The following is a 19658-nucleotide window of genomic DNA, read 5'->3' as shown; positions in this document are numbered from 1 at the left end:
TAGTAGAGTCTGCTTACGCAAAATATTGAACCGCCGTGTACGGAACCGTACGCACGGTGGTGTGAGAGGTCGGAATCGAAAGATTCCTCCTACTCGATTGTATATGTTTAAAATTAGTTTTCAGCTAATTCTTTTTCATAGTCTGCTTTTGGATCATCTTCAGTTGTCCAAATAGGAATTGATGAACCGCCAGAAATTTCTTCAATTTTAGCTTTGGTTTCATCTGATTGATAAGTATCTACAATCGCTTGAATATCTGGATTATCTTCCTTGTCTTTTGTGGTTGCAATGATATTCTTCTTCACCGGATCAATATTTGAAGCATCATCTGTATCAACATAAATAGCATCTTTTGGATCTAGGCCAGCATCCATCAACATATCGCCACCTATCGTAATCAAATCAGCATCGCCTAATGAGCGGGCGATTTGAGATGGATCCATTTCGACAATTTCGATGTTTTTAGTATTTTCGATAACATCCGCTTTAGTTGGCGCAAAACCAGCTTCTTCATCTAGCTTGATTAAACCAATATCCTGTAAGCCTAAGAAAGCACGTTCTGCATTCGTAGCAGAGTTAGATACCGCAACAGTTACACCATCAGGAATGGATTCGACATCCGTGATTTCAGGAACTGCAAAAATACACATAGGTGATACAATAGTATAAGCAATTGGCGTAATTTGTGAATCACCAATGTCCTTAGTGTAAGCACTTAAAAATGAAATATGTTGGAAGGCATTTAAGTCTAATTCTCCATCTTCTAAAGCACGATTTGGTTGTGAGTATTCAGAAAAGGTCACCACTTCTAAATCGATGCCTTGATCTTCCAATCTTGTAGCAACGTCTTCCCAAATTTCAGCAGATACATCTCCCACAACCCCAACAGAATATGACCGAGTTTCCTCAGTATCAACTTGGTCTGTTGATGCTTGATCACTACTATTATTACCGCAAGCAGCAAGTAATAATGCACTACAGAAAGCCAGACCTACTTTTAAACTTTTTCTAATATCCAATTTTCTTCTCCCCATTCATAACATCATAATGATATTTTAAATGATGTTAAAAATATAAGCAATAGTAATCCAAATGTTATCTATTTTGCGATATAGGATAGGAAACGACGCTATAAAAAGAAATAGACATTAGCGCTCGCTATCTGGCTGACTTAAACTGGACGCAATTGGCGTAAGTTGTCTAAATAATAGGATACCAATATGAAAAGGGAATGGAAGCTTGAAAAAATTGCTGGCTAAGTTATCTCTTTTACTTATTTTCCGCTATAATGAATATGAAAACGAAAGCGGAGGAATACGATGTCTAATAATTATCAATACCCTATCGACTTAGATTGGACAAATGAAGAAATCGCGATTGTGATAAAAATGTGGAATGGCTTGGAACAAGCTTATGAATCAAGCATCAACCGCGAAGAATTATTGAATAGATATAAGGCCTTTAAGCAAGTAGTGCCAAGTAAAATGGCAGAAAAGCAATTAGGCAATCAATTTGAGAAGGTTTCTGGCTATCAACTTTATGGCACAATCAAAAAAGCGAGAAATTCAGAAAGAAAAACTATTTCGATGCCGTAAGGGCAAAGTGGTTAGTTGGTTCAGGTAAACTAGGAGGCATATAAATAGATGTTAGAAGCGCGTGTAGCATTGGTGAGAGAGTGGATTGAAGAAGCAACAACTTATATTCACGAACAATTAGATAGTGCAATCGAAATCCAGCATAAATCAAACCGAAAAGATTTGGTCACCAATGTAGATAAGGCAGTAGAATTATTATTTAGACAAAAGATTAAAGAAAACTTTCCAAAAGACCGTTATATCGGTGAGGAGAAAATGGGTGAAACGCCCAATAATCTAGATGGCGGTGTCTGGATAGTAGACCCTATAGATGGGACAGCCAACTTTGTCTTACAGCAAAATCACTTTGCTATCATGGTTGCATACTATGAAGATGGACTGGGTAAGCTAGGTGTTGTTTATGATGTGATGCAAGATGATTACTTTGAAGCCATCGCTGGCCAAGGGATTAAACGGAACGGTCGGGTTTTTAAGCCCAAATATACAGATAAAACCTTGCATGAATCTTTGATTGCTGTCAATGGCGGTATGGCAATGACCAATGCGCATAAAGTGCAAGACTTGATTCAAGAATCTATGGGCCTTCGGATTTATGGGTCAGCAGGGATTGAAATCATCGCCTTATTGAAGGGTGAAATTGCCGCTTACGTATCCCCAAGGCTGCAACCCTGGGATATTGCTGCTGGCCAAGTATTGGCAGATGAAGTGGGGATTAAGGTGACACAATTTACTGGAGCGCCACTTGATTTAATGCATCGAAATAAAGTGGTAGCAGCTTACCCGTCAGCATATAGTCGAATGATTGGAAATTTGAAGGCTGAAAATTAACCAAGAATTCTTTTTTGTATGGAGAGGTACTTAAACTTCGTGATTTCTTGGGTCCATATAAACGAAAATAATAGTATTTTCAATCAATAAGTGATATAATATTATGGCGGTTTTATTACAAGAAACTTTGTTAAGGTTTATAACTAGGGGTTTTAGGGTAAAACGGTTTCATAAACTTGACAAATAATTAATACAAAATTTGTATTCATTATATAAATGGAGGAATTTAAAAAATGGCAAAACGTGAAGATATTCGTAATGTTGCAATCATTGCCCACGTTGACCACGGTAAAACGACTTTGGTTAACCAATTGTTGGAACAATCAGATACTTTAGATGAACGTACAAAAATTGATGAGCGTGCAATGGACTCTAACGATATCGAGAAAGAACGTGGGATCACCATTCTAGCTAAGAATACGGCTGTTAACTACAAAGGTCATCACATTAACATCATGGATACCCCAGGACATGCGGATTTCGGTGGTGAAGTGGAACGTATCATGACGATGGTTGACGGTGTAGTTTTAGTCGTAGATGCTTATGAAGGTACAATGCCGCAAACGCGTTTTGTATTGAAAAAAGCTTTCGAAGCGAACTTAACACCAATCGTTGTTGTAAACAAGATTGATAAATCATCTGCTCGTCCAGCTGAAGTTGTGGATGAAGTGTTAGATTTATTTATCGAATTGGGTGCTGATGATGAAATGTTAGACTTCCCAGTAGTATACGCTTCTGCTTTAAGTGGTACTTCAAGTCTATCTGATGATCCTGCTGACCAATCTGAAACAATGGACCCAATCTTTGATACGATCCTAAACGAGATTCCAGCACCGGTTGATAATTCTGAAGAAGGCTTACAATTCCAAGTATCATTACTAGACTATAACGACTATGTTGGTCGTATTGGTATTGGGCGTGTATTCCGCGGTACAATCCGTGTGGGTGACCAAGTAACCTTGATGAAACTTGATGGTACTGAGAAAAACTTCCGTGTAACAAAATTATTCGGTTTCTTAGGTTTAGACCGAGTTGAAATCAATGAGGCGAAAGCTGGGGAATTGATTGCCGTTTCTGGTATGGAAGATATCTTTGTTGGAGAAACAGTCGTAGATTCAACTATTAAAGAGGCTTTAGAGCCATTACGTATTGATGAGCCAACACTACAAATGACTTTCCTAACCAATGATTCACCATTCGCTGGACAAGAAGGTAAACACGTGACTTCTCGTAAATTGGAGGAACGTTTACGTTATGAGTTACATACGGATGTTTCATTACGTGTAGATAACACTGATTCTCCGGATGCATGGGTTGTTTCAGGTCGTGGTGAGCTTCACTTATCTATCTTGATTGAAAATATGCGTCGTGAAGGTTATGAGTTACAAGTTTCTCGTCCAGAAGTAATCATTCGTGAGATTGATGGCGTGAAATCTGAACCATTTGAATTAGTGCAAATTGATACACCTGAAGAGTACCAAGGTTCTATTATTGATGCCCTAAACCAACGTCGGGGTACTATGGTAGATATGGTTTCTACTGGTTTAGGTACCACTCGTTTAACTTACCATGTACCAGCTCGTGGTATGATTGGTTTCACTACCTACTTTATGTCGTTAACGCATGGTTACGGTATCTTAAACCATACATTTGACCACTATGCACCTTACATTAATGAAACGATTGGTGGCCGTCGTAACGGTGCTTTAGTATCCACTGATACTGGTAAAGCAACTACATACGGTATTATGCAAGTTGAAGATCGAGGTACAATCTTTGTGAACCCAGGTACTGCTGTTTATGGTGGTATGATTGTTGGTGAAAGTACCCGTGAAAAAGATATTGTTGTAAATATTATCCGTTCTAAAAACTTAACCAACGTTCGTTCTTCTAACAAAGACCAAACAGCTACAATTAAAACACCTAAACTAATGACCCTTGAAGAATCATTAGAGTTCATGGGTGACGATGAGTACTGTGAAGTAACACCAGAAAACATTCGTTTACGTAAATCAATTTTAAACGAATCTGAACGTGCAAAAGCAGCTAAGAAAAAGAATTTAGGTAAATAAATACACATGCTATGAACTATAGCAATACATTTAAGAAGGTGAGACAAAAGTCATTTAGCATTGACGTACTGGACCAAAGGGCGAACAATAATGAAATATTATTGGAGACATTTGGGAAGTATCGGACAATGCTGACTTTTGGAACCCAATTATAAACGTTCTTATATCGCAAAGAGAGGCTGAGACTTGTTTTGTTCCAGCCTCTTTTTTGGGACTTTTAAAGGAAGACTAGTCGTAAGTCGACCAATAAAGCTTGTTTTATTTTTCTATAAAATGCAATAGCTTTCCCTAATGTATGGGGCGATTATGCTATAATGGATACTTGAGTAATGGCTATCCATACCATTTCTCATTTCTAGTATCAACGGATGTATAACATTATATAAAAGTCCATAAAGGAGGACTATTGTGTCAACAGAATCCAAAGAAAAAAAAGCTCAAGCAGATAAGCATAAACAAAAACAATCAATTGCATTAGAAAAAGCGAAAACAAAGAAACAAGCCAAAAAAAATCGTAAACAAGCGAAACAAACTAAAGGCAGGCCGCCCCTGTCTAAACAAATTGCTGCCCGGTTTGAAGATTTAAACGGGAAGATTTTGTTATTATATGGCTTGTTACTGACGATTGGTTTATTGATGGTAACAACTGCTTCATCTTACCTAGCAACTTCATCCGGTCAACCGACATACCATTATCTGCTTAGACAGATACTTTTTGCGATTTTAGGTTTGATCGCTATTTTCATCATTTATAACATAAAACCAGAAAGATGGCGGCATCACAATTTTCAAAAACTCATGTATATAGGGGTCACGGTCCTTTTAGTCATCACCTTCATATTTGGGGAGACCATTAATGGGGCGCAAGGTTGGATTGGTGTTGGTGCCTTTTCCATTCAGCCAGTAGAGTTTGCAAAACCAGCTTTGGTTATATTAGTCGCTAACTTCCTAGCTAAGGATGATGTCCAAAAGACGATTGCTGAAATCAATAGTCCAATTAAATTAATCACCAAATACTGGAAACAAGTAGCAGCTATTGGTATTTGGTTAGGGCTCGTATTCTTCTTCCCGGATGTAGGTGGAGTATTAATCTTAGGGTCTTTATTCGTCATTCTCTTACTGAATTCCGGTTTATCCATGAAATGGCTGACAAAAACAATCCTCTTCGTCATTATGGTATATGTCTGCATTATCCTTATATTGCATTTATTTGACCTATCCCATATCGATAATTATCAAATTGCACGGTTTACGTCCTTCATCAATCCCTTTGCGGACGCAAAAGATACAGGACTGCAATTGGTTTATGGCTACTATGCGTTATCCAATGGCGGTATTCTTGGTCGAGGAGCAGGCAACTCGATTCAAAAATTGGGCTACTTGCCTGAAGCGCATAACGACTTTATTATGGCCATCATCGGAGAAGAATTTGGTTTGTGGGGCGTAATGCTTGTGCTCGTCTTATACTTTGCACTGGTGATTTACATCTTCCACAAGGCACTTAAGATGCGCCGTATATTTGACCAATCAATACTTGTTGGTGTCGGGTCATACTTCTTGATCCAAGCCTTTGTAAACTTGGGCGGGGTTTTAGGTTTAATTCCTTTAACCGGAGTTACCTTCCCATTCATGTCTTATGGGGGTTCTAGTCTTTTAGTCTCTAGTATGATGGTTGGTATCGCCTTATCTGTCATCGCTTCTGATCAATCGTGGCGCCGTAGACTTCGGGCAAAAAAGAAGCAATCTCATCAAGCTAATTTAGCTGAACATGAAAAATAACAACCTCTCTAAGAACAGAACTTTTAAAAGGTCTGTTCTTTTTGAGTAATTGCGAAAAAATTTGAAATTACTTTCATTTTAAGCCCCAAATAAGCTTGCAAAAAAGCAAAATGTGAAAGTGAATTCTAAAATAGATATTTTGTTGTAAATAATTTCAAAACCATATACAATAATGATGTAAACGTTTTTCAAACATGTTTTCGTCATAGCAATTTTTAATATTGTAGATAATCGAAAGGAAAGTGACTATGAATAAAAAACAATTTATGCAACAAATTAAAGATGGTATTATCGTATCTTGCCAAGCTTTGCCAGGAGAACCGCTATATACAGAAGCGGGCGGGGTAATGCCATTATTAGCTAAGGCGGCGGAAGAAGCAGGTGCTGTAGGTATTCGTGCCAATTCGGTACGTGATATCAAAGAAATCCAAGCAGCGGTTGATTTACCGATTATTGGCATTATTAAGCGCGACTATTTGCCACAAGAACCATTTATTACGGCAACTATGAAAGAAATTGATGAATTAGTAGCCACAAATTGTGAAGTAATTGCCTTGGATTTAACCAAACGTGAACGCTTTGATGGTCTTGAAGTGAATACTTTTATCCAACAAATTAAAGAAAAATATCCTGACCAATTGTTTATGGCGGATATTTCAACATTTGAAGAAGGGATAAATGCCTTTGAACAAGGAATTGATTTTGTTGGGACAACTTTAGCTGGCTATACTGCTTATAGTGAACAAACTGACGGGCCAAATATTCCTCTAGTTAAACAACTTGTTGAAGCAGGGATTGACGTCATTGCAGAAGGGAAAATTCATACGCCAGAACAAGCGAAAGAAATCCATGATTTAGGGGTTGCAGGTATTGTTGTTGGCGGGGCGATTACCCGTCCAAAAGAAATTGCGAGTCGCTTTATCAATGCTTTAAATAATTAAATTTTTAGAGTGGTCGACCTTTTTTAATAGTAGTTAGAAAAATATATCCATATAGGGGAGTGAAAGAGATGTTTAAGAAGTTTTCAAAATTGGGCCAGGCTTTCATGTTACCAATTGCCATTCTACCGGTAGCGGGATTGCTTTTAGGTTTAGGGTCAGCCCTTTCTAATGATGCAGCGGTTGCCCAGTTTGCCTTTTTAGGTGCAGATTGGATCCAGGCTGTTTTCGCCATTATGACGGCAGCTGGGAATGCTGTTTTCGCCAATTTACCATTAATCTTTACCATTGGTATTGCGGTAGGTTTAGCTGAATCAGATAAGGGGACTGCTGGTTTATCTGGTGGTGTAGCTTATCTTGTATATACTGCAACAATTGCAGCTCTGCTACAGTTATTTTCAGCTGAAGGTGCAACAATCGATACTGGTGTCTTAGGGTCAATTGTTGTTGGGCTGTCCGTTACTTATCTGCATAATCGTTATCGTAAAATTGAATTACCGCAATTCCTAGGGTTCTTTGGGGGTTCACGCTTTATTCCAATCGTATCATCGTTAGCAGCTATTGCTTTAGGTTTATTATTTTATCTAATTTGGCCTCCTATCCAAAGTGGACTTGAAGTAACAGGTGAAGCGATTGCGAATATGGGGTCAATTGGAACCTTCTTCTATGGGTTCTTACTGCGTTTGACTGGTGCTGTTGGACTACACCATACGATCTATCCATTATTCTGGTATACGTCATTAGGTGGGATTGAAACAGTAGCAGGTGAAACCATTTCTGGTGCACAGAATATCTACTTTGCTCAATTAGCAGATCCAAACTATACTGGTTTATTTACATATGGTACCCGTTTCTTTGCTGGGCGTTTTGCAACAATGATGTTTGGTTTACCAGCGGCAGCATTAGGTATGTACCATGCGATTCCAAAAGAAAATCGTGCTAAGAATGCTGGTTTCTATTTTTCAGGAGCCTTAACTTCTTTTCTAACCGGTATTACTGAACCATTAGAATTTTCATTCTTATTTGCTGCGCCATGGTTATATGTGGTACATGCTTTTTTAGACGGGTTATCTTTTTATGTGGCTGATATCCTTCAGATTAGAATAGGGAATACTTTTTCAGGTGGCTTAATCGACTTTACCTTATTTGGCCCACTACAAGGAAATGTACAAACCAATTGGATTTTTGTTATTCCAGTAGGCATAGTTTGGGCACTCATTTACTATTTCGTATTCCGTACTTTAGTCAAGAAATTTAAAGTTGCTGTACCAGGTATGGAAGTTAATGTAGGAGAAATGGCAAAAAGTACCACCGCATCATCATCTAAAACGTCGAATCTACATGACCAAGCCCTTACCATTATTGAGGCTTTGGGGAATGAAGAAAATATTGAATATGTAACTGCATGTGCCACAAGACTTCGGGTTTCAGTTAAAAATAATCAGATTGTTGATAAAGAGGTCCTAAAAGACTTAGGTGCAACAGCTGTACTTGAAGTACAAAACGGAGTTCAAGCTATATATGGCGGAAAATCTGACCTATACAGTCAAGAAATTAATCAAATTCTAGGGAAAGAAGAATAAAACAAAAAAAGTTGGGTAAATATATCCAACTTTTTTCGTGATAGCTTTCATAATAGCTATCAATATTGATATAATATTTAGATAGAAATGTAATCGGTTAGTTGATGATGAACTAGCGGTTACGATGGGAGGAGTGAGAACATGAAACGTTTAATTTCGGCTAGTGCCAGTGAAATCAATCAGATGAATGCTAGCCAATTAAAACAAGCAATTTTTGCGAGTGAAGGGCGGACAATTGTTGCTGAAACAGTGGTGACGTCACCACCATTGATTCAAGGATTATCGAATCCAGAAGTCATGGCCACTTTTGGTGCAGATATCATTGTGTTAAATGAGTTGGATGTATTGAATCCAGAAATACCTGGATTAGAAACATTTGCCGGATCAAAAACGATTATTCAGGAATTGAAGCGCCTGATTGGTCGACCAATTGCTATCAACCTAGAGCCTGTTGACGAAAATCAAGAATTGCTTGAAACACGAGTAACATTGAACCCAGGACGTTTAGTTTCTAAAGAAAGTCTAGAAGCAGCAGATGAATTAGGCGTTGATATGATTCTATTAACAGGAAACCCAGCAACTGGTGTAACCATGTCGGCAATCCGTGAAGCGGTTAAGCTGGCAAAAGCACATTTTTCAGGGTTAGTTCTTGCAGGTAAAATGCATGGGGCTGGGCTAACAGAAAGTATTGTAGATGAGGAAGCTTTACTTGGCTTTATGGATGAGGGCGCTGATGGGGTATTGGTCCCAGCTGTTAATACAGTTCCTGGTGTGAATGAACGAGAAAATCACGGGGTAACTAAAAGTATCCACGCACGTGGTGGGTTAGTGATGGCAACAATTGGGACAAGTCAGGAATCAGCGCAAGCTTCTGTGATTGAAGCGATTGGCTTATCCAATAAACGGGTTGGTGTGGACTTGCACCATATTGGAGATGGGGCTTATGGTCGGATGCCGGATCCAGAAAATATTACCGCTTTGAGTTTGGCAGTTAGAGGTAAGCGGCATACTTATTTCCGCATGGCACAGTCTATTAATCGTTAGTGGATGATTTCAATGATAAGGGAGGATAAAATGAAAAATTATTTACAAAATCTAGGGAAATCTATTATGTTACCGGTATCCATATTACCAGTTGCATCATTATTAATGGGGATTGGTTACTGGATTGATCCAGCAGGTCTATCAGGGGCCGGATCTAATCAGGTGGCGATATTCCTAATTCAAGCTGGGAACGCCATTTTCAATAATTTGCCTATTCTATTTTCAGTGGGTATTGCTACTGGTTTATCAAAAGATGCTAATGGGGCTGCTGGGCTATCTGGCTTAGTTGGCTATCTGATTGTAACCAATCTATTATCTATAGACGGATTGAGTGTTTTATTAAATATGCCAGCTGACCAAGTACCAATGGCTTTTGGTGCAACCCAAAACGTTTTTATGGCGATTATCGCAGGGACAGTAGCGGCAACTTTATACAATCGGTATTCAGGCACAAAATTACCAACTGCACTTGCTTTCTTTTCAGGAAGACGGTTAATCCCCATCCTATCTGCAGCAGCAATGCTGGTGATCTCTTTAGTCCTATTCTTTGTATGGCCATTTGCCTATGATGCCTTAGTGGCCTTTGGTACGTTCATTTCAGGTTTAGGTGCATTTGGTGCTGGGCTTTATGGTTTCTTCAATAAATTACTCATTCCAACTGGTTTACACCATGCGTTAAACTCAGTATTCTGGTTTGACTTGATCGGTATTAATGATATTGGAAACTTCTGGGCATCAGAAGGGGTAAAAGGGGTAACAGGTATGTATCAAGCTGGCTTCTTCCCAATCATGATGTTTGGTTTACCTGGCGCAGCTTTAGCCATGTATAAAAACGCAGAATCTAAAGCTAAGAAGATTGCAGCTGGTACAATGATTGCCGGTGCATTCGCTTCATTCTTCACAGGTATTACTGAACCACTAGAATTTTCATTCATGTTTGCTGCACCTGGATTATACTTAGTACATGCCTTCCTAACAGGTGTATCAATGTTTGTTGCAGCAACTTTCCACTGGACTGCAGGATTTGGCTTTTCAGCTGGATTAGTAGACTTTGCTTTGAGTCTAAATGTGCCAATTGCGAACCAACCATTCATGCTATTCGTTTTAGGATTAGTGATGTTCGTTGTGTATTACTTTGTATTTGACTTTGCTATTCAAAAATTCGACTTTGCCACACCAGGTCGTGGGGATAATGCTGTAACTGAAGCCGCAATCACAGAATCTGAAGCTGAAACTTCAGCTGATAAAAAGACGGTTTCTTCAACTAACAACAGTAAATATGTGCAAATGGCTCATGTTATTTATGATGCCGTAGGTGGGCAAGAAAATATCCGTAGTTACTATAATTGTGCAACACGACTACGTTTTGAATTAGAGGACGTGGACCAAGTCGATCAAGCTAAGATAAAAGGACTTGGTGTACCTGGTGTCAATGTTTTAGACAAAAACCACTTGCATGTGATTGTTGGAACAGATGTGCAATTTGTTGCAGATGAAATGAGAAAAATTGAAGCGTAATTATTTTTGGAAAAGAAGTTGGCTATACAAACCCAGCTTCTTTTTTTACTGTCAAAATAATATAGGAAAAATTATATTTAAATAAATGATCATTTATATCTTTACCAATTATGATAAGAAAATGAGATTTCTTTCATTTTTCTATGTCAAAATGATTCAAAATATGGCAAACTATGATACAATTGGCAAGTATAAACAAGCGTCAACTTGTTAGAGGCGTAAGAGAGGGAGTTACTATAAATGATCAATAAAGTATTAGTTGCGAACCGTGGGGAAATCGCAATCCGTATTTTCCGGGCGTGTTATGAACTAGGCATTCATACTGTCGCAGTTTATTCACAAGAGGACGAAGGTTCAGTTCACCGTTTCAAAGCAGACGAATCTTATCTATTATCTCGTGATAAGAAGGCTGTTGAAGCTTATTTAGATATCGAAACCATTATTCAAATTGCTAAAGATGTAGATGCTGATGCCATTCACCCTGGCTACGGTTTCCTTTCAGAAAACACTGAATTTGCGCGCCGTTGTGAGGAAGAAGGTATTAAATTTATAGGCCCTTCATACGAAATTTTAGACATGTTCGGAGATAAGGTAAAAGCGCGTGAAGCAGCTAAAAAAGCCAATATTCCGTTGATTCCAGGATCAGATGGACCAGTTGAAAGTCTTGAAGAAGTAGTTGAATTTGGTAAAACAGCTGGCTACCCAATCATTATTAAAGCTGCTTTAGGTGGTGGTGGCCGTGGTATGCGTGTTGTTCGTTCAGAAGATGAAGTAGCAGAACAATACCGTCTAGCTGTCTCTGAAGCAACCAAAGCTTTTGGTTCAGGAGAAGCTTACGTTGAAAAATACGTTGAAGGACCAAAACATATTGAAGTTCAAGTGATTGCTGATGAACAAGGAAACACCATGCATTTATGGGAACGTGATTGTTCAGTACAACGTCGCCACCAAAAAGTAGTTGAAGTGGCACCTACTGTCAATATGTCAATGGCACTACGTCATCGTATCTGTAATGCTGCCCGTGATTTCTTAGATTCAGTAGATTACGCGAATGCCGGAACAGTTGAGTTCTTATTAGATGGCGAAGATTTCTACTTTATTGAAGTAAACCCACGAATCCAAGTAGAACATACGATTTCAGAACAAATCACTGGTGTAGACATTGTACAGACACAAATTCGTATAGCTGCAGGTGAGAGTTTAAGTGAAATTGGTTTACCATCTCAAGAAGCATTACCATTAAATGGTTTCGCTATCCAATGTCGTGTTACCACTGAGGATCCAAATAACAACTTCTTCCCAGATACTGGTAAAATTAATACTTACCGTTCTCCAGGTGGATTTGGTGTCCGTTTAGATGCCGGTAATGGTTTCCAAAATACAGTAGTTAGTCCGTACTTTGACTCAATGATTGCGAAATTAATTACTTACGGTACCACATTTGAAGATACAGTAGCGAAGATGGACCGTTCTTTAAGAGAATATCGTGTACGTGGTGTTAAAAATAATATTCCTTTCTTACGTAATGTTGTTAACCACCCTGTTTTCCTAGAGGGTACTGCCAATACAATATTCATTGATCAAACACCAGAATTGTTCGATTTCCCTAAAGAACGTAACCGTGACCGTGGGAACAAAATCTTACAATATATTGGGGACATTTCTGTAAATGGCTTTCCGGGTATTGAAAATGAGAAAGGGCAATTCCAAACAATTCCAACACCTAAAATTGAACGCGTAGAACGTAATGGCCTATCCGCAAAACAAATTTTAGACCGTGATGGTGTCAAAGGTGTCCAAGCATTTATTAAAAATTCAAACGACCTATTATTAACAGATACAACCATGCGTGATGCCCATCAATCATTAATCGCTACGCGAATGCGTACTCGAGATATGGTGAAACCGGCTAAAGTAATGGAAGATGCACTACCAAACTTATTCTCTATGGAAGTTTGGGGGGGCGCGACTTTTGATGCTGCTTTCCGTTTCTTAACTGAAGACCCTTGGCGTCGACTAGAAAAATTACGTGAAGCAATGCCAAATACCTTACTACAAATGTTATTCCGTGGTTCCAATGCAGTAGGCTATACTTCATACCCAGATAACACACTAAAAGCCTTCATAGACCAGGCTGCAGCGTCAGGTATCGATGTCTTCCGTGTCTTTGACTCACTAAACTGGACGAAACAAATTGAAAAACCCATTCAATATGTGAAAGATGCTGGTAAGATTGCCGAAGCAACAATGTGCTATACAGGTGATATCTTAAATCCAGAGCGTACCAAGTATTCACTAGACTACTATGTGAACTTAGCTAAAGAGTTGCAAGCCATGGGTGCAGATATTATTGCCGTTAAAGATATGGCAGGGTTATTAAAACCACAAGCAGCTTATGCTTTAATTTCAGAATTGAAAGACCATATTGATGTGCCAATTCATTTACACACGCACGATACAGCAGGTAACGGTATTCTAACTTATACTGAAGCATCACGTGCAGGTGTGGATATTGTGGATGTGGCAAGCTCTGCATTTGCTTCAACCACATCACAACCATCTATGCAATCACTATACTATGCGATGGAGTATAACGACCGTAAACCAAATATCCATGTTCAAAATGCAGAGAAAATCAACCAATATTGGTTAGGTGTGCGTTCGTACTATAATGAATTTACCTCAGGACTAGAAGGGCCAGAAACTGAAATCTACAATACAGAGATGCCTGGTGGTCAATATACAAACTTACAACAACAAGCTAAATCTGTTGGTTTAGGTAATCGTTGGGACGAAGTAAAACAGATGTACCATGATGTCAACTTACTGTTTGGGGATATCGTAAAAGTAACACCTTCATCTAAAGTTGTCGGTGATATGGCCTTGTTTATGGTTCAAAATGACCTAACAATTGATAAATTCTTCAAAGAAGGGACACAATACGACTTCCCACAATCTGTTATCGATTTGTTTAAAGGTAAAATCGGTCAACCAGAAGGTGGATTCCCGAAAGATGTATCTGAAATCATCTTAAAAGGAGAAGTAGCATCAACTGACCGTCCAGGTGAACATTTACCACCAATTGACTTTGAAGCAACTCGCCAAGAATTGATTGCGAAATTAGGTGATGAAGATGTAGACGACCAAGACGTCTTATCTTATATTATGTATCCGGAAGTCTTTGTAGACTACCGTCATAAGCTTGAACGTTATTCTGACGTTTCAATTATCCCAACACCAAGCTTCTTCTATGGTATGAGGATAGGTGAAACAGTCAATGTGGAAATTCAAAAGGGGAAAGTCTTGTATATCCGCTTGATTCAAATTGGTGAACTTGATGAAACGGGTCAACGAATTGTCTTCTTTGAATTAAACGGTCAATCTCGTGAAATTATCGTTCGTGATGCAAATGCCCAAACAACGGCAGCAGTTCGTCGTAAAGCTGATCACGGCAATACTAACCATATCGCCGCTACCATGCCAGGAACAATCCTTGATGTTCAGGTTCAACAAGGCGATGAAATTGAAGAAGGCCAATTATTGTTAGTTTCTGAAGCGATGAAGATGGAAACAACGTTGAAAGCACCACGTAAAGCTGTGGTGAAAGAATTATTGGTTGCTAACGGTGATCAAGTAAATTCTGGTGATTTATTATTAGTTTTGGAATAATAGACCAAGGGAGTGTAGAGGCTGGGACAAAAATGTCTCAGCCTCTCTTTGCTATATAAGAACGTTTATAATCGGGTTCCAAAAGTCAGAATTATCCGATACTTCCCAAAAGTCTCCAATAATATTTCATTATTGTTCGTCTTTTGGTCCAGTACGTCAATTCTAAACGACTTTTGTCTCACCTTCTATTTTCTTATAAAGTGGTTTAAGGGTTACGGTCAGATGAATTCCTGTTATAATGAAATTAAAGCGAGTAATTAAAGGAAGTCGATGATATGAGTATTTATGATCAAGCACAATCACGACAAGCATTGATTGTGTGGATGTATTCGAATAAAAAAGTCAAGCAGTTACAAAAATATGGTTTTGTTTATTATGTCTCGCGCAAGATGAAGTATGCAATTGTCTATACTGATATGGAAGAAGCGGACCATATTCAAAAGAATTTGGAAAAGCTACATTTTGTCCGTCAAGTGGATGTGTCACCTAGACAAGCGATGGCGACGGATTACGCGGCGGCTTTCGATGCCTATGCAGCAGACTTGATGGCCAAGAAGGATTCGGACGATAAAGATCGTTTGAATGAACGGTATGCTTAATATATAATAAAATATATAGTAAATGAAATTTTGAAGGGACCTTGGGATTGAATGTGCCCAAGGTTCTTTTTCAATAGTTGGAGGAGAGTCAGGATGGAGTTTGCACCATTTTTCTATTTGGAACTTAAAGAACATATTTTAGATGTGCCCTACACATTGGATAAGCGACGGATACGCGTGCTCTTACCTAAAGATTATGACGAAAATACAGATAAGCATTATCCTGTAGTTTATATGCATGACGGACAGAATGTATTCCATTCAACAGAGGCATTTTCAAAACACTCCTGGAAAACAATTCACGCAATCAAAAGAAATCCAGATTTACCAAGCATGATTATTGTGGGCATTGATAATGGCGAAGAGATGCGTACCTTAGAATATTTGCCATGGTCTATAAAGGATGCTTACGACCCACGACTCACTGGACAAGGTGGCAGGGGGGCAGAGTTCTCAGAGTTTGTGATGACCATCGTCAAAAACTTTGTGGACCAACATTACCGAACGCTGTCAGATGCAGCACATACAGCTATGATAGGGTCATCTTTTGGGGCAACAATTGCTACTTATTTGGGTGCGGCTTATAAAGACCAAGTCGGTCGGTTAGGTATTTTCTCCTTAACGAATTGGGCAGTAGCTAAAGACTTTGACCGCTATATTCAGCGAAAGACTTTGCCAAAAGATCAAAGAATTTATATTGAATGTGGTACTGAAGAAGGCGATGAAGTGGATGAGATGATTATCGGTCCCCATACTGAACAAGCCTATATTAATGATGCCATTAAGTATAGCCAACAAGTCATCCAATCAGGGGTTGCACCGGAGAATGTATCATTAAATATTTTCCACGGAGATGAACATTCAGAAGCGTATTGGTCTAAGCACTTATCAGATTGTCTACGATTTATTACACAGGGCTGGCCATTATAAATTTTGGTAGATCATCGATAGGGTAGAAACCATAAATTAATATTATGATGCTGTTCCTAGAATGAAAGATTGAGATAAAATCTATAAAATACTACAATATAAATTGCTCGTTGAATCAAAAATTTGAGTAATTCAAATGACCCTTCTAATAATATATATAAATAAAAACGGTGCTGAAGAAAATCATTTCAGCATCGTTTTTCTCTTTATCAATTTTAAATTGATGTTATATTCTAGTTTTTTGAGTTAATTGTTTTACTAATCTCCTTTTTCAAATTCAAAAACATGTTTATTAAACATAAAATAGAAAATGCTTTTCTAGTTTTCTTATTATAATATATTAATGATTATATTATCCATTATATGTAAACTGTTATGTTATTTTTTGGAGGGAGAATGAATGAATTGGAATAAGTTTAGACATGGAGATTTTTTTGAGACAGAAAGAAAATCAAGAGTCAAAATGCATAAAAGTGGTAAAAACTGGGTAAAAACCTGTGTTAGCCGTTTTGGCTTATTAAAGTTATTTTCATCAGTAGAACAAGATACCGAGTTAAAGGATGAAGATACTTTTCAATTAGAAGATAATAAATATAAACGTATACTCTCGGGCACTATAGGTGCAGGAGCGGTATTTGGGATTGGTACTATCTATACCCCTGTTATGCATGCTGATGAAATTTCACATGAAGTAGAATCTAGTAGGGATATTTTAGTTACAGCAGACTCTACGTTATTACAATCATCCGAATCTATTACCTCAAACGAAGAAAATCTGGCCAGCGAAATTAACGAGCAAGAAAATAAAGAAGAATTAACATCTGAGGTGCAAAATGATGTTAGTGAAATTGCTATTGATAGTGCTTTAGCGAGTGAAAGTGAATCAATTAGTATAAGCGCTTCAGTAAGTGAAAGTGAATCAATTAGTATAAGCACTTCAGTAAGTGAAAGTGAATCAGTTAGTACAAGCGCTTCAGTAAGTGAAAGTGAATCAATTAGTACAAGTACTTCAGTAAGTGAAAGTGAATCAATTAGTGCAAGTACTTCAGCAAGTGAAAGTGAATCATCGGACGATAACTTATTGGGAGACGTAGCTAATGATGTAAATAATAGCGAACTGAGTAACAGTAAGAATGAAAGTGAACTAGAGAGAGTTAATAGTGAAAGTATCGAAAATGATCTAACAGTACAAGATAGTGCTACAACTCAAAATAATTTAGAGTTGGACGAATTGAGTGATGAATATTCTGGGCAAATTAATGATGATATAGAAAGTCAAAAAGCCCAAAATGTGAAAGATCAAATCATGTCTGATGAAGAATTTAATGAAATTATTAATTCTGGTGACATTAATCAAAACAACGCAGATAAGATAATAGAGAAAGTAATAGCAAACACTGATAACTATAAAGAAGATAATGTTGTTGTCATAAACGATTTGAATTACTCCAAAGAAGAGTTGCGTCAACTAGAAAAAGCTATTGAAGAAGTTATGGTTACAGAATTAGGTAGTGGAGATTTAAGTAATATCCAAACCATGATGGCTACTACCAATGATAGTGTTATATCTCGCCTTTCTACATTTGCAGCTCTAGCTACAGATACTGGCAATAAGAATCAAAGTTATACTAACGTTGAAGATTTTCTAAGATATGGAAATTGGGAAATTGAAAGAAATTATAGTGAAGGTTATCCAGGACTACATATAGATGGCGTTAATCCGGGACTATTACAAGCGCCATCAAAGTATGATTTTACATCAGATTTTAAGATTTCTTTTGATATTGCAAATGCAGATATAGGGGCAACTCAAGCTCCAGGCGGCTGGCAGTTTATGTTTTATCAAGGAAATCCTCAAGATATTGTAAATGATGGGGGTATCATTGGGGATAAAGGAGCGCCAAATGTTTCTGGATTCAAATTAGATACTAATAGGTCCCCTATGTCAAATATTGATTCAAATGCCACAACCTTAAAAGGTGATGCTTCAAAAAGAGGATATGCAGTCGCTGTTAAAAATGATGCATCGGGAACAACTAGTATGATTGGTGCCAAAAACTCTGGAACCATTTTTGACTACGCTACAAATTCTTTTAGTGGATTTAGGGGACAGGGATGGAATACTGTAACTATATCGTTTAATTCTACTAGTAATGTATTAACAATGAATTATGGGAAAGTTACAAAAACAGCTACTTTGACAGAATTGGGTATTACAAAAGGGCAATTGTACAACTTTGGAATTGGACAGGAGCCTGCACCAAATGGTGCTCGGAGCACACATTATATTAAAAATGCACAACCTGATAGAAATCCAAATTCTGAATCAGCTTCTACATCGTCTTCAATAAGTGCATCTGAATCTGCATCAGTGAGCGCATCTGAGTCAGCTTCAACAAGCTCATCTGAATCAGCATCAGTAAGCGCATCTGAGTCTGCATCTGAATCATCTTCAGTAAGCACATCTGAGTCAGCGTCAGTAAGTGCATCTGAGTCAGCATCTGAGTCAGCATCAGTAAGTGCGTCTGAGTCAGCATCTGAATCAGCATCAGTAAGTGCGTCTGAGTCAGCATCTGAATCTGCGTCAGTAAGCGCATCTGAGTCAGCGTCAGTAAGCGCATCTGAGTCTGCATCTGAGTCAGCTTCAACAAGCGCATCTGAGTCTGCATCTGAGTCAGCTTCAACAAGCGCATCTGAATCATCTTCAGTAAGTGCATCTGAGTCAGCATCATTAAGTGCGTCTGAGTCTGCATCTGAATCAGCATCAGTAAGCGCATCTGAGTCAGCATCAGTAAGTGCGTCTGAGTCTGCATCTGAATCAGCATCAGTAAGCGCATCTGAGTCTGCATCTGAATCTGCGTCAGTAAGCGCATCTGAGTCAGCATCAACAAGCGCATCTGAGTCAGCATCAGTAAGTGCGTCTGAATCAGCATCAACAAGCGCATCTGAGTCAGCTTCAACAAGCGCTTCTGAATCAGCATCATTAAGTGCGTCTGAGTCAGCATCTGAATCAGCATCAGTAAGCGCATCTGAATCTGCGTCTGAATCTGCATCTGAGTCAGCATCAGTAAGTGCGTCTGAGTCTGCATCTGAATCAGCATCA

At 38.3% G+C, this 19658-nt stretch carries 13 protein-coding genes; 12 read left to right on the top strand and 1 reads right to left on the bottom strand.

Annotated features, from left to right (window positions below; translation table 11 throughout):
- Positions 1 to 113 precede the first annotated feature (113 nt).
- Entirely contained in the window at positions 114 to 1019 is a 906-nt protein-coding gene (locus CJ191_RS08285) for a MetQ/NlpA family ABC transporter substrate-binding protein (protein ID WP_180960962.1), read from the bottom strand.
- Between the two features lie 300 nt (positions 1020 to 1319).
- Between CJ191_RS08285 and CJ191_RS08280 the strand changes: the two genes are divergently transcribed.
- The 12 genes from CJ191_RS08280 to CJ191_RS09335 form a co-directional block, all read left to right on the top strand.
- Entirely contained in the window at positions 1320 to 1595 is a 276-nt protein-coding gene (locus CJ191_RS08280) for a UPF0223 family protein (protein ID WP_070467650.1), read from the top strand.
- Positions 1596 to 1643: 48 nt separating this feature from the next.
- Positions 1644 to 2423 carry an inositol monophosphatase family protein gene (locus CJ191_RS08275; RefSeq protein WP_102199494.1) on the top strand — a complete coding sequence of 260 codons (780 nt, stop codon included), beginning with the start codon at positions 1644 to 1646 and terminating at the stop codon, positions 2421 to 2423.
- 233 nt (positions 2424 to 2656) lie between these two features.
- Positions 2657 to 4495 (top strand): translational GTPase TypA, encoded by a 1839-nt coding sequence (gene typA / locus CJ191_RS08270; protein WP_102199493.1) that lies wholly within the window; start codon positions 2657 to 2659, stop codon positions 4493 to 4495.
- 408 nt (positions 4496 to 4903) lie between these two features.
- On the top strand, positions 4904 to 6274 hold the full coding sequence (locus CJ191_RS08265) for an FtsW/RodA/SpoVE family cell cycle protein (protein WP_102199492.1): 1371 nt from the start codon (positions 4904 to 4906) through the stop codon (positions 6272 to 6274).
- A gap of 248 nt (positions 6275 to 6522) precedes the next feature.
- The gene (locus CJ191_RS08260) at positions 6523 to 7215 is read left to right on the top strand and encodes an N-acetylmannosamine-6-phosphate 2-epimerase (protein ID WP_070467658.1); all 693 of its coding nucleotides are present in this window, start codon (positions 6523 to 6525) and stop codon (positions 7213 to 7215) included.
- A 68-nt stretch (positions 7216 to 7283) separates the two neighbouring features.
- The gene (locus CJ191_RS08255) at positions 7284 to 8795 is read left to right on the top strand and encodes a PTS transporter subunit EIIC (protein WP_070467661.1); all 1512 of its coding nucleotides are present in this window, start codon (positions 7284 to 7286) and stop codon (positions 8793 to 8795) included.
- A gap of 141 nt (positions 8796 to 8936) precedes the next feature.
- Complete coding sequence (locus CJ191_RS08250) at positions 8937 to 9839, top strand: DUF7916 family protein (protein WP_102199491.1); 903 nt, start codon at positions 8937 to 8939, stop codon at positions 9837 to 9839.
- Between the two features lie 30 nt (positions 9840 to 9869).
- A complete protein-coding gene (nagE, locus tag CJ191_RS08245) occupies positions 9870 to 11357 on the top strand; it encodes an N-acetylglucosamine-specific PTS transporter subunit IIBC (RefSeq protein ID WP_102199490.1) in 1488 nt (495 codons plus the stop codon).
- Between the two features lie 240 nt (positions 11358 to 11597).
- Positions 11598 to 15026, top strand: a complete 3429-nt coding sequence (locus tag CJ191_RS08240) for a pyruvate carboxylase (protein ID WP_102199489.1) — start codon at positions 11598 to 11600, stop codon at positions 15024 to 15026.
- Between the two features lie 275 nt (positions 15027 to 15301).
- Entirely contained in the window at positions 15302 to 15625 is a 324-nt protein-coding gene (locus CJ191_RS08235; protein WP_070467668.1) for a YlbG family protein, read from the top strand.
- 93 nt (positions 15626 to 15718) lie between these two features.
- Entirely contained in the window at positions 15719 to 16555 is an 837-nt protein-coding gene (locus CJ191_RS08230; protein ID WP_070467670.1) for an alpha/beta hydrolase, read from the top strand.
- A gap of 400 nt (positions 16556 to 16955) precedes the next feature.
- Positions 16956 to 19658, top strand: a 2703-nt coding sequence (locus CJ191_RS09335) for a KxYKxGKxW signal peptide domain-containing protein (protein ID WP_180960961.1), incomplete at its 3' end; no start/stop codon positions are given.

The organism is Aerococcus viridans (genome assembly GCF_002871935.1).
Taxonomy (GTDB): domain Bacteria; phylum Bacillota; class Bacilli; order Lactobacillales; family Aerococcaceae; genus Aerococcus; species Aerococcus viridans_B.
Note: the sequence above shows the minus strand (reverse complement) of the source record. Positions and strands in the feature narration are given on the sequence as shown.